The sequence below is a fragment of the Bdellovibrio sp. HCB117 genome, from assembly GCF_047305915.1.
In the GTDB taxonomy this organism is placed as follows: Bacteria; Bdellovibrionota; Bdellovibrionia; order Bdellovibrionales; family Bdellovibrionaceae; genus Bdellovibrio; species Bdellovibrio bacteriovorus_B.
Genome location: NZ_CP178622.1, coordinates 1,612,175 through 1,627,137 on the forward strand (window position 1 = coordinate 1,612,175; position 14,963 = coordinate 1,627,137).

Annotated in this window: 11 protein-coding genes; 3 read left to right on the top strand and 8 right to left on the bottom strand. The window is 44.9% G+C overall.

All coding sequences use genetic code 11. The features are described from left to right. Positions 1 to 18 precede the first annotated feature (18 nt). Complete coding sequence (locus ACLWBD_RS07715; protein WP_413570441.1) at positions 19 to 720, bottom strand: hypothetical protein; 702 nt, start codon at positions 718 to 720, stop codon at positions 19 to 21. Then, a complete protein-coding gene (locus tag ACLWBD_RS07720; RefSeq protein WP_413570443.1) occupies positions 698 to 2,041 on the bottom strand; it encodes a hypothetical protein in 1,344 nt (447 codons plus the stop codon). Before ACLWBD_RS07720 ends, ACLWBD_RS07715 begins: the two co-directional genes overlap by 23 nt. Before the next feature lie 289 nt (positions 2,042 to 2,330). Here ACLWBD_RS07720 and ACLWBD_RS07725 point away from each other — a divergent pair, with 289 nt between their 5' ends. Together ACLWBD_RS07725 and ACLWBD_RS07730 are read left to right on the top strand one after the other, a co-directional pair. Continuing rightward, on the top strand, positions 2,331 to 3,419 hold the full coding sequence (locus tag ACLWBD_RS07725; RefSeq protein WP_413570444.1) for a tyrosine-type recombinase/integrase: 1,089 nt from the start codon (positions 2,331 to 2,333) through the stop codon (positions 3,417 to 3,419). 53 nt (positions 3,420 to 3,472) lie between these two features. Further along, positions 3,473 to 4,234 carry an SWIB/MDM2 domain-containing protein gene (locus ACLWBD_RS07730; RefSeq protein WP_413570446.1) on the top strand — a complete coding sequence of 254 codons (762 nt, stop codon included), beginning with the start codon at positions 3,473 to 3,475 and terminating at the stop codon, positions 4,232 to 4,234. Positions 4,235 to 4,383: 149 nt separating this feature from the next. On the opposite strand, the gene ACLWBD_RS07735 is transcribed toward ACLWBD_RS07730, so the two are convergent. Further along, positions 4,384 to 5,013, bottom strand: coding sequence for a hypothetical protein (locus ACLWBD_RS07735; RefSeq protein ID WP_413570447.1), 630 nt, complete (start codon positions 5,011 to 5,013; stop codon positions 4,384 to 4,386). A gap of 8 nt (positions 5,014 to 5,021) precedes the next feature. Continuing rightward, positions 5,022 to 5,645, bottom strand: coding sequence for a hypothetical protein (locus ACLWBD_RS07740; protein WP_413570449.1), 624 nt, complete (start codon positions 5,643 to 5,645; stop codon positions 5,022 to 5,024). Positions 5,646 to 5,779: 134 nt separating this feature from the next. Between ACLWBD_RS07740 and ACLWBD_RS07745 the strand changes: the two genes are divergently transcribed. Then, positions 5,780 to 8,761: a fibrinogen-like YCDxxxxGGGW domain-containing protein gene (locus ACLWBD_RS07745; protein WP_413570450.1), complete on the top strand. Its 2,982-nt coding sequence runs from the start codon at positions 5,780 to 5,782 to the stop codon at positions 8,759 to 8,761. A gap of 34 nt (positions 8,762 to 8,795) precedes the next feature. Here the strand turns inward: ACLWBD_RS07745 and ACLWBD_RS07750 are convergent, their stop codons facing one another. From ACLWBD_RS07750 to ACLWBD_RS07765, 4 genes are all read right to left on the bottom strand, one after another. Continuing rightward, entirely contained in the window at positions 8,796 to 9,242 is a 447-nt protein-coding gene (locus ACLWBD_RS07750) for a hypothetical protein (RefSeq protein WP_413570451.1), read from the bottom strand. Further along, positions 9,226 to 10,455 carry a poly-beta-1,6-N-acetyl-D-glucosamine synthase gene (gene pgaC, locus ACLWBD_RS07755; protein WP_413570453.1) on the bottom strand — a complete coding sequence of 410 codons (1,230 nt, stop codon included), beginning with the start codon at positions 10,453 to 10,455 and terminating at the stop codon, positions 9,226 to 9,228. The genes ACLWBD_RS07750 and pgaC overlap by 17 nt, the downstream gene beginning before the upstream one ends. Beyond that, positions 10,452 to 12,098, bottom strand: coding sequence for a poly-beta-1,6-N-acetyl-D-glucosamine N-deacetylase PgaB (pgaB, locus tag ACLWBD_RS07760; RefSeq protein WP_413570455.1), 1,647 nt, complete (start codon positions 12,096 to 12,098; stop codon positions 10,452 to 10,454). Before pgaB ends, pgaC begins: the two co-directional genes overlap by 4 nt. 297 nt (positions 12,099 to 12,395) lie before the next feature. Continuing rightward, positions 12,396 to 14,795, bottom strand: coding sequence for a tail fiber domain-containing protein (locus tag ACLWBD_RS07765; protein ID WP_413570456.1), 2,400 nt, complete (start codon positions 14,793 to 14,795; stop codon positions 12,396 to 12,398). Between the last annotated feature and the right edge of the window lie 168 nt (positions 14,796 to 14,963).

Consider the following 14,963-nt stretch of genomic DNA (forward strand, 5'->3'; position numbering starts at 1 on the left):
TCTACACGTATCAAGTATTTAAAGCTTGAGTGTGGCTGTGCCTGTGTAGGCGAGGTTTGACTGTATTTGCATCAACTTAAGGAAGGGTGTGCCCTTTAGAAGTTCTTGGATTAAAGTTGGGCCCCACGGAATGATTTCTGTCGGTGGTTGAGATCGAAAGTGGTCTTTAATCGCTGTGCGAAATTGAGAGGGAGCGGCTCCTACATGGTTAAAAGTAAAAATCATCCCCAGTCGAGTGCCATTTGAAGTCATTTTCCCTGCTTGAGTGTTTACCCACTCAGATTTCGGCGAAACGGCGTGACATTTTGCTTCCCCATGCAAGCGAGTGTGGGCCTGAAGCAACTCGAATAAGTTGCTGTAAGGCTGAATTAGATGAACAAAGAAATCGATTTCACATTGCGCTGTTACGACACGCGACTGTAGTGAGAATATTTGACTATCTTTGAAGATTACTTGAATTAGTTCTTCAAAAATTTTTCCTAGCAAATAGCCTCTTCTTCCATCGAATCTCTTTTTCGTGTTGTAAGTACGATAGTGTTTTGTGCTATCGAACTTCAATTTATTAATTCTTTCAACTTGCAAAAGTAGACGCGATAACTTGCTGCGGTCGATTGGATTTAAAAACTCAAGGTGATGGTCTTGTAAAGAAGCTCCTTGTCCAGACTGTCGAAGTTGGATCATGGCATCGAAAAACTGACTAAGATCCAATTGCAACCTCACGCGCTACCGATGGGTACCAAAAGCCGACTTCGATATTGTTAGGCTTTCTTCCGTCAAATGCTGAATGATCAAATAGTTGGAATTCCCTCATGAGAACGCGTAAGTCACTAACCCAGACGTTTTCGTAGTCTAAAATTTCGTGATCAGTTTTTAAGCGATAGCGAGTCTCTAAAATTCTTTGAGAAACAAGTGCAACAAGTTCTTTATCTAGAGCTTGTGCTGCGCTTGCTACGGATGCAGCAAGTTCACTTCGCGTAAAAACTCTGTTAGTTCGATTGGAGACAAAGAATTCAAAAAGCTGAGATGTCTCAGTTTCAAATTTAGATGATAAGAAGATTAAGAAATTGATCGCTGGGAGTAGAATTTCGTAAGAAGCGCGCTGCTTCATCCAAGTTATATATAGCTCCATCCCAAGTGAGTAGTAACTAAGTTTGGTTGCGATCTTCTCGTCATTCCAATACAAAATTGAAGATTTTAAATCGCAATCATTTATAGCATTGATTAAAGCTTCCTTGATTTGTTCTTCCGTTACAGTGTTCGGAAGGTGAGGCATCATCAGTGATGGCAGCAGTGTTTCGATGGAAATGTCATTGGACTTCGATTCGAAATCCATCGCGCCGTCATCATTTCTCGATTTGATTCTGATAAATTTGACTCGGCTAGATTGCCTTTTTAAAAGTGATTCTACGACCTTTTTAATCAGATAAGGGCGATAGTCGATAGTAAATTTTTCTCTAAGGTGGATTAGGATTTTCTCGACAAGGTCATTGTAATCGTATGATACGAGGGCCGTTCGATCTTGGCTGTATCCAGGATAGGTAACTAATACGGTATTATTTTGATGAAGGTGGACCACGATCGGGTGTCTAATCGTGATCGTTTCTGGAAAGCGACCTCCATCCTGCGAGTACCAGTGAGTAGACTTAGCATCGTGAGAAAAAGTAAGTGATATATATTCTTTTGTGTGCGCAACGTGTTCGCAAATAATGTTGGGGATGGAAAGAGTGTCGGCTACATCAACTGCTGTTCCAATTTGAGCAAGAGCTAATTCAGTTATATTTTTAAAGTCGCCAGTCCATCGACTTAAATACAAATGTCTAAAAGGACGCTCTGCTTCAGCTTCAAGTAGAAGTTCGGTGATATTTTCTTTGGGCACTCCGCAGATTTGTAGGAGCTTCTGAATTCCTTCAGTGGAGTTTTTGTCGGAAGGGATAACGTCAATACCTGTGGCTTTTTTGTAAACCTGACGCAGGACAGTCAGCGAAACGCTTCCTAGCATAGTTTTGAAAAGAGAATCCTCTTTTAGTCTAAAGTAGCTCAAAGTCCCATCCTCAAAAGAATTAGAGGGTTATACAGTACAAGATTCAAACTTCAATGTTTTGGTTAATTGCATTTATATAAATCGTATCGGAGCAACCATAAAATTATAAACAAATAATGGTTAATACTTGCTTTTCTGGACTTTGGTGTCCCGCCGCATAAAAAGACTTTTAAACTCAGTACGTTAAAAAAAAAGCGTGTCAAAAGCTTCAAACCCCTGGAAGAGATTTTACGGATCTTTGACATTCGAAAAGCTGGATGAACCCAGCCTTCCCGCTCAGGAGGAAGGCATGGCAATTAAAACATATCAAAAAGACGGGTATACCTGCTTTAAGATCCAATTTACTTCTCGAAGTCGCATTGCAGGGATTAATGTGCGCCTTCAGTGTGATCTCGGTGCAGTGACTTATACCGAAGCTAAGCGTGAATATGAAAAGCTTAAAAAAGAAGCAGTGATCAAACGAATCGAAAAGGAACGAAATGGACTTGTCTGGCGCGATCTATTGTCGCGTTGGTACAAAGATGTGGTCTTAAATGGCCCCTATGAAGATAGCGTAAGCAAGCGCGATAGTCACAACGCTCTTCAAATGCACACAAAACCTTGGATGTTAACGCCATTAGATCAATTGCGCCCAATGTCGATGCGATTGATCTTTAATGAAATGGAAAAGAAAGAACTATCGAAAGGTCGCATGAAGTCGGTGCGAAGTGCCGTGAATACTGTATTCGACTGGGCTCGTTTAGAACGCATTATTCCGGCTTATATTGAGAGCCCGGCGCGAGGAGTCTCGATTCCCAAGGTTGAAACAAAAATGCAGCCCATACTTAATCGTGACGAAATAAAACTCTTTTTAAGGAAAGCACGAGAAGTCGGTCACGAGTATTATTATTTATGGGCGGTGGCGGTTAGTACAGGATGCCGATCCGGAGAGTTGTGGGCGCTTAGATGGACTGATGTTTCATTGGAGACGAGAATGATTTCCATCACGAAGTCATTCTCAAGTAGGCTCGGATACGACAAGTCTACCAAAACCAAAGATTCTCGCCAGATTCCTATTAATGCAGCCCTTGAAATGCTCCTAATGGAGCTAAAACTGAAAACTTTCTCAACGGGCTATGTTCTCCCTAGGATCACGTCATGGAGACGTGGAGAGGCATCTAAAGTGTCGAGAAGTTTTTGTCAGGCATTGGGGCTTCCTGAAATCACATTTCATGCGACGCGAGCTTGTTTTGCCGTTCAATGTCTCGTTGGTGGATTGGACATAGTCACCACTATGAAACTGGGCGGATGGAAGAATGTTAAAAGCTTTCAGCATTATGTTCGCCTCGCAGGAGTTGAAATTCAAGGAGCGACTGATGTTCTTGATCTAATTCCTTAGGCTAAACTTTCTGATGTTTTCGTCCGATAGTACTGGAGAATAGTGGAGAGTTTATGTCAATCGAAGAGATGTCTACAGAAATTCGATCATACCTATATACTAGAATATCTAGTCCTTTTCTTTCACATTTTGCATTTGTGTGGGCGATTATCAATTGGCGATTTCTTGTTGCTCTTTTGGTGGGCGATCAAGCGTTTGACGTGAGATTGGAGTACATCAACAAAAATATCTCTTTGGAGATAATAAAACCAATTGGTGTGACTTTATTTTGGGTATTTTTGTGGCCCTTTCTAAATGAAAAAATTGTGCAGTTCTGGGAGTGGAGAAGATTGGTTCTCGTTAACATTAAAAAGAAGTATTCGGGCGATGAATTACTCACCGTCGAGGACGGGAACCGATTTAGAACAGAGCTAATAGCGCAAAAACGTAAATATCGGTCAATGCTGGACGAGAGGGAGCAGGAGTTGGCGGCACTCCAACAAGAGTTTAGTAAAATGGCGAGCGTGCTTTCAGAGGAGCAATTGGATGATATCGCCGAAGATGAGAGTGATGAAGAGCTCGACAATAAATCATTTATGCGACCTCTACAGCCGAGCCCTGCATTAGCGAAAATAGTTGGTCCGGAGCCGTTGCCTCGAACCGAGGTGGTGAAAAAGTTATGGGCGTATATCAAGCAAAACAATTTGCAAGATCCTAGCAATAAAAGGAATATTAACTCTGATGAGATTTTAAAAGATGTCTTTGATGGAAAAGATACGGTTAGTATGTTTGATATGACCAAACTTATCGCTAAACATCTTTCTACGCCGGAGTAAAAAAGATACAATGGTGTAACTTAGCAAGGAAAATAGTGTAACTTGTTGAAAATACTGGGATGTCGAAGTTCACCCCAATTTTCCTCCCTTTGTTTCTTGGATTTATCTAGTTTTTTTAAAGAACATATCTAAAAACCAAAAAATAATCTTCAACGATGTGCTTCGATAATGGTTTCATGATAAGGATGTTCAGCACCTTTCTTGCCGACCCAATAGTCTAAATCTTCGATGTCGTATGGTTCAAACTCCCACTGACCATTTATTTGTTCGGATTTACTCCAGCAGTCCATGCTACTGTTTATCGATATCTCTTTATCCGTAATTTTCATTGTTCCACTAGTAAGACGGGAAGCACACATAGAACGGGGCCATGCGGAGCCGCCTTTCGTATAAAAGACGATAACGCTATCGTCTTTAAACAAATCGTAAGTTTTTTCTTTAAAATCTGGCAACCAAACGGTGAGCTTCCAAAAGCCTTCATCATCAAAAGCGCTGCTTGGATCGTGGTAGAAACGAACCGCGAGTACAGTGCCACTTCCGGATTTTATGCTGTGATAACTCACTGGATATTGAGGGCGAGTCGCGGTGCCATCGCTTATTTCTTCGCGTGTCGCGAGCTCATTAAATGTCGTACTTTCGAAAGCCGCATTCTCGATTTTATAGGCTTGAGTGATTGGCTCAAATTGGTTGAAACTTCCTACTATTAGAATCAGTATTAATAGTAAAATCGCTAAAAATAGAACTCCTAAAACTTTTATTATGCCCAAAAGAATCTTCATTCCGGGATCTAGCCTGCTTTGCGTATGTCATCAGATGGATGAACCTTGGGCTTTTCCGGATTTTTCAGCGACAACCAAAACAAACGAATCAATAACGCGCGCATAATAATGCCACCTGGATTTAATATTCCTTGAAGCAAGTTCATGACAGTTTCAAATAGAAAAAAGCCGAAAGCTCCTTTTAGATAAGATCGACTTTTAGTGTCCCAACCTGCAAGAGCTAAAACTAAATATACAGAGCCAGAAAAGAAATTATAGAAACCGAACCCTACTTTAGCCATTGCCTCAACGTGACCGAACACAACAATAGATCCAATTAGAAAATTCAATCCACCAAGACATGCCATTAAGACATATCCATCTTTACTTGAGGGTTGAGATGTCGATTCAGAATCTGTAGTAGTGTGCTTGTAATAGGGCGAGAAATCCCATGGCGACCACTTTACAAAAATTTTGCTGCCGTCGGAAAGGGGAAATGTCGCACCCTTATAAAAGATTTCGTTCCATCCGCGCAAAGTTCCCAAAAGCTTTTGATCCAGAAAGACTTCGATTTTTGTTCCGAGCAAATTCCATTTCAGAGTCAGACTGCGTGTCTTACCTTCAGCGCGAATGAAGTCTTCTCTTTGTGCCATCTGCGACCGCCTTCCTGTGAGCTCTTCTTATCGGGACGTAAGATGGTAAACTAAAGAATGTTTTATTCCTGTCAAAATTCTCATTCTGAAACACCAAAATAAAGAATTCCGAGCGAAAATCCGATATTATACTCATGAATTCGGAACGTTCTGGGACCTTAGGTTATAGTTCGTTCTATAAAGCTATCATTTGTTCGATGGCTTTGGGTTCTTGTACCATCGATACTAAGATTCGCAATCCCTTCGCGGTTCAAATTAATAAGTCTTCGATCTACACCAATTCCTCAACGCATCCGTTTTCATTTTCACCGACGTGGGAAGAATCCGTCTTTAACGGCGGGACCGTGCTTCTTTACGACAACGCGTTTTGCGAGGGGACTCCCACAGAAGTTGCATTATCCGGGACAGACATACATATCGATGGTCTGCAAGACGGTAAAAGCTATTACGCTAAAGTTCGTGTGACGAATAATAGCCGTAACTACGAATCTTCCTGTGCATTCTGGGTGACGGTAGATATGCAGGCCCCGATGCCGGCGACGATCACCGCGCCCTTATCAGATTCTTACGTCTCTGCGACTCACTTTGTTGGAGCATGGAATAGCGTAGTCGATATCGGACCGGCAGGCTTAAGTGACATTCCATATAAAGTTAGACTATACGATCAGCCCTCGTGCACGGGCTCCATCATCTCTACAAAAAACTTAGCCTCGCTCACTCACGTCTTTGACAATCTTTCCGCAAATACGTTTTACTCTTTCGATATTCAATCCACAGATAAAGCCGGCAACTGGAGCACTCCCGTTTGTTCTGCTTTCATGGAAGTGGATTTATTCGCACCGGGCTTTGTCTTAACTCACACAGGCTCTGATCAAGGATACGCCGCCACGCAAACAGTTTCTATCACAGTAACAAACGACGCCTGGGCCTCTTATTGGTGTTTAACGGAAGACTTAAGTTTCACTCCTTTAAGTCCCGCAGATCCTTGCCCAGGAGGACAAGGACCCGCAAACGGTTGGCACACCTCTCGTCCAACAAACTACGATCTTTCCGCAGGCGACGGAGTAAAAACCGTGAAGCTATGGCTCTTCGATAGCGCGGGGAATGCTCTGACGAATAAAACTCCTACTTATAGCATTGTCTTAGATACCATTGCTCCGGGATCTTTCCCAGTCTTAGGAATCACCGGCGGAAGTGATCTGATCATCGATGATCGTTTATCACAACTGGTAGATCCCATCGTCAACTGGAGTCCCGCTTCAGGAGCTTTCGCATACAAAGTATCGATTCTTAACTTAGATCTTACTGTGCGCTGTGAAGAAAACGTTGGGGCCTCTATCACGCAGCAAGTTCTCACTGGTTGCGATCTCGTTCCCGAAACAGATTACATCGCCCGCGTTATCGCCCGCGATGAAGCCGGGAATCTTACACAAGGGACCGACCTAGTCTTCCGCGTGGATGTCACTCCACCGGGAAATTTCAATATTTTAGGAGTTAGGGGAGGCGTGGATACGACTTTGGATGCGTGGGCCGCACAGTGGCCAGAAGTCGTTTGGAGTTCCTCATCAGACGCCGTCATTTATCAAACGTCCATCCAGTCAATGAGCGGAATCACAGTCTGTTCTGAACAGTCGACCTCCACAACGTCCTATGATTTTTCGACAGCGGGTTGTCCTTCATTGATTCACGGAATGCAGTATCAAGTTCTAGTGCGCTCGTTAGATCAAGCAGACCTTATAACATCCGGCAGTAACAGTCCCTATATTTTCCATGCGGACACTCAAGCCCCGGCACTTAATATCACAAAAGCTCCAGCCGCTATTATCAGAGATACGGCAACAGATTTTGAATTCACCGTTTCAGACGATACAAGCGGACTGGCAAGTGTGGAATGTAATTTTAATTCCGCAGGTTACGCAAATTGCGATAGCCCCTACGAATTATCCGGACTTTCTCAAGGAAGTTACTCATTAAGTATTCGTGCAAAAGACATCGCCGGAAATGAAGTCATTTCAAATCATAACTTCGACGTCGATCTCTATCCTCCCGTAATCACAGTCACGGATTCTCCGGCGGCCTTTGTCAGTGAAACTTCAGAGCAATTTGTATTTAACGTCGTTGATTCAGGTTCCTCCGGAGTCAGCTTCATCGAATGTAAATTAGACGGCGGATCATGGGCCGCGTGTGCTTCTCCTTATTTAATTCCAGTCGTGACGGACGGGGCTCATGAATTCCGAATTCGCGCCACTGACTACCTCGGCCACGTCAGCGCCGAAACCATCATCAACTGGTTTGTGGACTCAACGCCGCCCTCGATCGTCTTCACATCAGCACCTTCAGATACAGTCGACACCGATGCGACAATAGAGTTTGAAGTTACCGAATCTGAAACAACAGTGAATATTGAATGCGACTTAGACGGGGGAGGATGGTCTTCATGCACATCTCCTCACAACCTGACAAACCTTGCATCGGGCACACACAGTTTTTCAGTCCGAGCGACAAATGCAGCAGGTCTTGTGTCGACCCAAACAGTCACTTGGAATGTCATCGCACTCACATCATGTAAAGTCATCTTAGATACCGGTGGCTCCGTCGGAGACGGAATGTATATGATCGACCCTGATGGAGCGGGCGGAAGCGCACCGATCTCCGCCTATTGTGAAATGACGACCAATGGAGGCGGGTGGACATGGATCATAGGGAACGCCAATTACGCGAGCGGAAACTTTCCAGCCGCAGTTTCTGTCAGCGGAGTTTCTATCTCTTATAGCGGAGGACAAGTATCTTCTTATCAAGGCACAGGCGCGAGTGGTTATTGCAATGTTCCCGCACCGTTTATCGGTGTGACAATCACCGTGCCCCACAAAGAAGTTTACCTTTACGGATATTCGCAAGGTTACAACGCCACACCTTCAGCGTGGATTGATATCGGAAATGACGGTTATGATTATCATTGGGCGAGCACTTGTCACAATTGCACTGCCGCGAACACTCATAACGTCACTCGTTCAGTGGCGTCAGAAGTGACGTCTTCTTATGTAAACGTCAACGGCAACTCTTGCCAATATACTGGCGGGAACCAAGCCCATATCTATGTATTAAAAGTACGTTAGGATTTCTTGTCTAAATAAGTTCACAACCCGGTTCTTAAACCGAGTGTGAAACCAAGGCCACAGCATTTTCGTCAACCGATGCCGGCACCAACTTCAAATGAACTGTCGTGTTTTCTGAATGAATAGTAGCTGCAGCTTCGTCCCGAGCAACCACATGGCACGCAAGCCCCGTACTAGGGAAGGTCAGATCAACCACTTTACCAGTTTGCGCTAAGACCAACTCTTCGGCCGTCCACTGAGCGGTGTGCTCGTTAACGACTGTCTTTTTCGCAGTTTGGAATTTTGAAAAGCGAACTGCGACAAGCATTGAAGCAAAGATGATAACGGCAAGAACCGGAGCGATAGAGATCAGCTTTAAATGCTCCCACATCATTTCGCCGGAAACGCTCTTAGAGAAAAATTCTGCGACAGCTTTGCAGCTTCCCGCAATAAAGACGGTCCACAAAAGAAGTGTGCTCAGTGTCTCAATTATTTTTCGCATACGTCACTCCGCCACGATCGGGGCTGATCCAAGAACTGAATTGGCGTTTTGGGCCAAACAGAACTTTTGGGATTGCTACGAATAGCACAAAACTATTAATCATCCAATAAGCAAAAGGGTACCAGATAGCAACAAAGCCCAGTTTCGCCGAACGCTCATATCGGCCGTGCAAAAACATCCCGACAGCGAACTGCAGAAAGCTCATCACTCCTGTAAGAAGAATCGCATAACTGAGGTTGATATCGTGAGGATTATGCCCAAACAGAGCGATCGCAATCGTCACAGGTAATAGGAAAGCCCAAGTCACAGAAAATACGTACTCCAAAAGAATCAGTCTTAAACCTGTGTCGCGGCTTTTCAAAACAGATCGCCCGTGTCTAAGAATCACTTCAAACCCACCTTGCGCCCAGCGAAGACGTTGTTTCCAAAGGCCTTTCAAAGTGTCAGGCATTAATACATCACAAGTCGCTTTGGGCTCATACTTAAGGGCCCAACCCGAAGTTTGCAGTTTCCAGCTGATTCCGACATCTTCAGTCACAGTGTAAGTGTCCCAGTAGCCGACGCTTTCGACGGCAGACTTACGGAACATCGCGAGTACCCCTGATAAAGCAAATAAGCGACCTAAAGACTGATGATAGCGTTTGATCATTCCGACTAATGCCGAAAATTCCCCGACTTGCAGTCGACCTACCAAGGTTCCGCGATTTTTGACGCGCGGATTTCCGGTCACACCCGCCACATGCGGATCGCGAAAGTGCTCCATCATAAGGCGGGGAGCATGAGGGTCTAATTCAGAGTCGGCATCGATGCACAAAATAAACTCATGACGACTAGCCATAGCACCTAAAGTCAAAGCCGCTGCTTTCCCGCGATTTTGAACTAAGTTAATAACGCGCATATTCGGACGAGACATTGCCAGTTTTTCTAAAACAGACTGAGTCTTATCCCGGCTGCCATCATTGATCGCGATGATCTCGCATTGGTCTGAAGGCAATTGGTCTAGCGAGCGAATTGTCGCTTCCGCAGTTTTTTCCTCGTTGAAGCAGGGAATTAAAATCGTATAGGGCTGGTTAGAAAACTCAGAAAGCGTCGAACGATGGCGCTCCCTTTTAAAGTAGAAAACAAAAGCCCCCATGATCCAAATCAAAGGCAGTACAAAGGGAGTAATTAAGAAGAGGGATGTGAATAGCACCGGCAGATAAGAGAAAATCATTTCGCTTCCCCTTTGATGTGTTTTGCATTGCTTTGGCGGACTGAAAACAAAGTTTTGAAATCAGGATCCGGAACGACATCTTTGAAGTTCACATCATAAAATAAATTTAAATAGCCTTCGGCCATGACGTGGCTAGCGACTATATTATAATCTTTCGGCAAGGCGATAATGTCTTGCTTCTGTTTTATCGAATTCGGCACAGCCTCGAGCTTTTCTTTTTCAAGCTGCTGTGGAGTCAGAACCAAGTAATCAAAAATCTCGGCATTTTCAGGTCTGGGACCAATAACTCCATACTGCCAGTGGGCGCGCACAGAGCGACCCGCCGCCATCACAGATTCAAAAGACAACTCTTTAGCTTTTTCTTTTGAAGAGACTTCGAAAAAAACACCGTCGATGTCCGTGTATTTAGCCAAATCTCGAATAACAGCTTTGGCTGTTTCCGTATTCTTTAAAAATGTTTGTGGTACTCGCGCATAGACATTAGGAACACGAGAGCGATGTCTCATCGTGTGCGCGGCACGATTCAGATAATCCGCGCGCACCGACATCTGTGAAGTAGGGAAGTAAGCCTCTCCAGAGTCAGAGATGGCCTGGAATAAGGCGCCGTTAGCTCCTAAAGCCAAAGTTTTTTCCAATAAGTCACCCAAGACTTGCTCAGCCTCGGCTTCGTGTTTCTTCCAAATGCTATCAAGGTCCACGCGAATCATGCGTAACGGAGACGAGTCCACAAAGGCATGCTCTAGTACATTTGCAAACTGTGGAAGATCCATATCCGCAAAGATAAGCCCGCGACCTATCTGAGAAATATCACTGGCATTATTCAGGCCCGCTCGAAGAGTCATCTGAATTTTCAGTCCCACATCCTCAGCGGCTTTGCGTGATAAACCGTTTGAAGCGCCGTAGGGCCATACGATAACAGAGTTGTCTTTCCCTAGATGTTTCTTAATAAGCTCATTGTTCTTTTTAAGATCCATCTGGACACGATTCACAAAGTCTTCTTCGGATTGATAAGATTTCGTGATCGAGTCATATCTAAAGAAGGCAGCCATTGGTGCCTGACTTCCTTGTGGATTAAACACCTGGCCTTGATGCATATCATAGGTGTGAGAAACAACATCCACCAAACCTGATTCAGACATTTCCTTTAACTGCTTCCAGGAAGCCATTTTAGGATTGGTGTCTTTAAAACCATAATCCGGTGCCACACCATCTTCAGTCCACTTACCCACGATGGCAAAGACCGCTTTAAACTTATAAGTCTTTAAAAGCGGATAAACGTTTTCATAGAAAGACGCTAAGCCATCATCCACGGTGATAAGCACAGCTTTAGGAGGAAGCACCTTTTTGCCTTGAGAAGCTTGAATGATATCTTGCAGACCCACGACATTGTAATGAGCCTTCAGATAATCGAACTGTTCGATTAGATCTTTTTTGCGAATACTAAAGGCATTACCAACGAAGCCGTTACTAACATCGTGGTAGCAAAGGGCGACGAAGGTGTTTGTCAGGGGATCTTTTTTTTCGGGAGCAGGCGAGGTCTCGGCACGAGTGAAGAAGCCAAAGAAGATAATGACAAGTGAAATGAAAAGCCGCACGGATTGAGACGTCAATTTTGAAAAGACTATGACTCTGTCGGATTTCATTTTAAACCATCAATGGGACAAGCCCAGCAAATTTCTTGCAAATGAGTAATCTAGTTCCGGCAAACCGTCAATAGCTCTGAATGGGGAGTAGAAGATGTGGAGACGGCCTCGCAACTAGAAAGGGTCAGTCATAAATAAACCGCGTTTAAGTCTTGGCGGAACGAGTGTCTGAGGTTTGTACATAGAAATTCTATAAGGTTGATCAGGCCGATCCCATGACCCGTCGTGGATGAGATACAGACGGGGCTGGCGAAGGTTGCATTGAAGGCCAATCTTCAAACCCTTAAAAGTGCTATGTTATTTGCAAAACTCTGCCGAAGGATCCTTTTGGCAAGCCCACTTTTGCAAAGACTGAACTTCGCTTTTAAGTTGAGCGTTCTCTGCCTTCAAGGCTGCATTTTCTGTGCGCCACTCTGAATAGAACTCTTTAAAAGCCTCAATCAGGGGAGCCACAAGGTTCGCGTATTGAACCGCTAAAAATCCATCATTGTCTTTTGTAACTACGTCAGGGAAAACTTCCTGAACCTCTTGAGCAATCAAGCCGATTTGCTGACCGTGATCAAAGTGACGGGCAGGGAATTCTTCCACTCTCCAGTCGTAAGTTACACCTCGAAGTTGTAAGACTTTTTCTAAGCTAGAATCAAGGGTCGCTATATTGCGTTTAAATCTTCGGTCTGAGGTGTTTGCCCACGAGATTCCACCGGCGGTCCCGCCGACATGAAGCATGTAAGAGGGATTGGTGATACCAATGCCAACATTGCCTGATCCGGGCTCGGTGATCATCGCGTATTGGGTAGTGATCGCTCCCGCCCCAATGGGGGCACGTAACATGATTCCCGTATAAGACCCGATGGTATCATAGGCCCTAGTGGCAAGACGCAGCTCAAGTCCATTGGCTTCATTGATTGTTGTGCCGCCTGTTGCCGTTCCTTCTAAGTTGATATCTGACGTGATGGCATTAATCTTTTGCGAGACAGGTAAAGAGGCTGCTCCCGGAATAAATACATTTGCCCAAAGAGCTGTTTGAAGCCCGCTGACATTGGCAGCTCCCGTATTTACTTTGACTTGACCTTGCACACCATAAGAGGTTCCGGTGAAGCCCGCTTTGTTGTCAACGATACTTAATCCTAACACCGCTCCCATGGTCCCTGATTGAGCGTAATCTCCACGGATAGAGTTATCGACGCCCATCGCCGGCATGGTGATGCCTCCGGCGGCGGTTTGAGTTTGACCGACGCTGACCATGAAACGGCCCTTTGCGGTAGAGCTCGTTGGCCCATAATAGTAAGAATCGAATGAGAATGAACCAGGAGTCGCGCTGCCCGAACCCAAACTACCCATAAAGAATGAGGACCCTTGAATGCGAAAGCGTTGTGTTCCTCCAGTAGAAAATGCGATTTGATCTGGATTGGGGTTGTACATCCCAGAGTCGGAATCAGCACTAAATGAATAAGTAGGTGCCGCCGCGGTGCCAGCACTGCCCAGAACGGGGAAGGTCACAGCAGAAACTAAATCTGTATAAGCCGAACCACTTTGCGAGACTTTAAATTTCTTCGCCGTCGAATCAAAATAAATACGTCCTTCATCAGTGCCCGCAACAGCCGGTGCAGCGATCTGCGGGAGGGCGATCGTCGAAGGAAGTCTTTCAGCAGGTATCGTTCCTGTCGTGATCACCGCGGCATCCAGTCCTGCGATATTGGAACAAGTAAAGGCATCAGTCACCGCAGACCAAGTCAAAGTTTGTGAAGCCGTACAGCTTGTTGCAAACTGCGAAGCTCCCGTAGAAGTGCGAAGATCGTCAATACCAAACCAGACGGGCTCTAAAGAAGAAGCTCCATATCGATAAACTTGTCCTGTCTGCGGAGCTGTTGTTGCGACACTGACACCTTGAACTTTTTCAACAGTGGGGTTGGGAAGTGTGCCGCTTAAATCTCCACCTAGTGCCGTCGCAGATTGAAAGGCCCCGGTGATGCGCGAATCATTTCCTTGCGCCGCTGTCCCCGCCGTGGTCCCGAAGTTCACAGCGACGGTTTTTGAAGTCGTTCCGGTTACGTTAATTCCAGTACCCGCAATTACATCGGAAACAACTCCCGAGCCCCCTGCATCCGTCACGCAAGTAAACGAAGCTCCATCAAAGAACACGACTTGCCCCGCGCTACAAGCTCCCGAAGGAAGGGCCGTCGTGCGAACAAAATCTGTCGCCGTAAAGTTTCCAAGCTTCAATGCAGAAGAGGCAAAGTGCGCGTAGGGGACAGAGCGAATTTCATTATCCGGTGTGATTTGATTCCAGCCAACCCCATCATGAAAACTGACACTGAGGCGACGAGATTGATCTGCAATAGGTCCTTTACTGCTAGCTACATTGTTATTCGCATCGGCACAGTCTAGAGTGGCGGTATTATCAAAGACCTCTTTTAAGCCCACACTTCCTGAAGTGGGAAATAATTTTGTTCCTGTTCCTAGCGGCACATCAAAGACACCTTTAGAGCCCGACATATTCACGCCATTTTTTTGTTCACGATAGTAAACGCAAAGGCCGTCTTGAGATTTTATTTCGAACAAAAAGCTCACGTTGTTATGTTCAAGTGGAGTTCCCGTCGCTGTAAGAATGCGACCTTGATATGTCAAAGTGTTCGGAGCTGAGAAAACTATCGATGTAAGTATCAAAACGCTCGAAAAAATAATGAGTCTTATCATGGGGTTCTCTTCGGAGTTAACAGCGCATCGATTAAGAGAATAACGGTCAATAAGAGGCGTGATCATATTAAAAAACACTCTCACAATAATTCGAAACTATTCGGTGATGTTCGGATTACCAGATGAGCTTGGGCATTCTGTAGAGCGTCGGTAAGTCGGCGGTGGAAT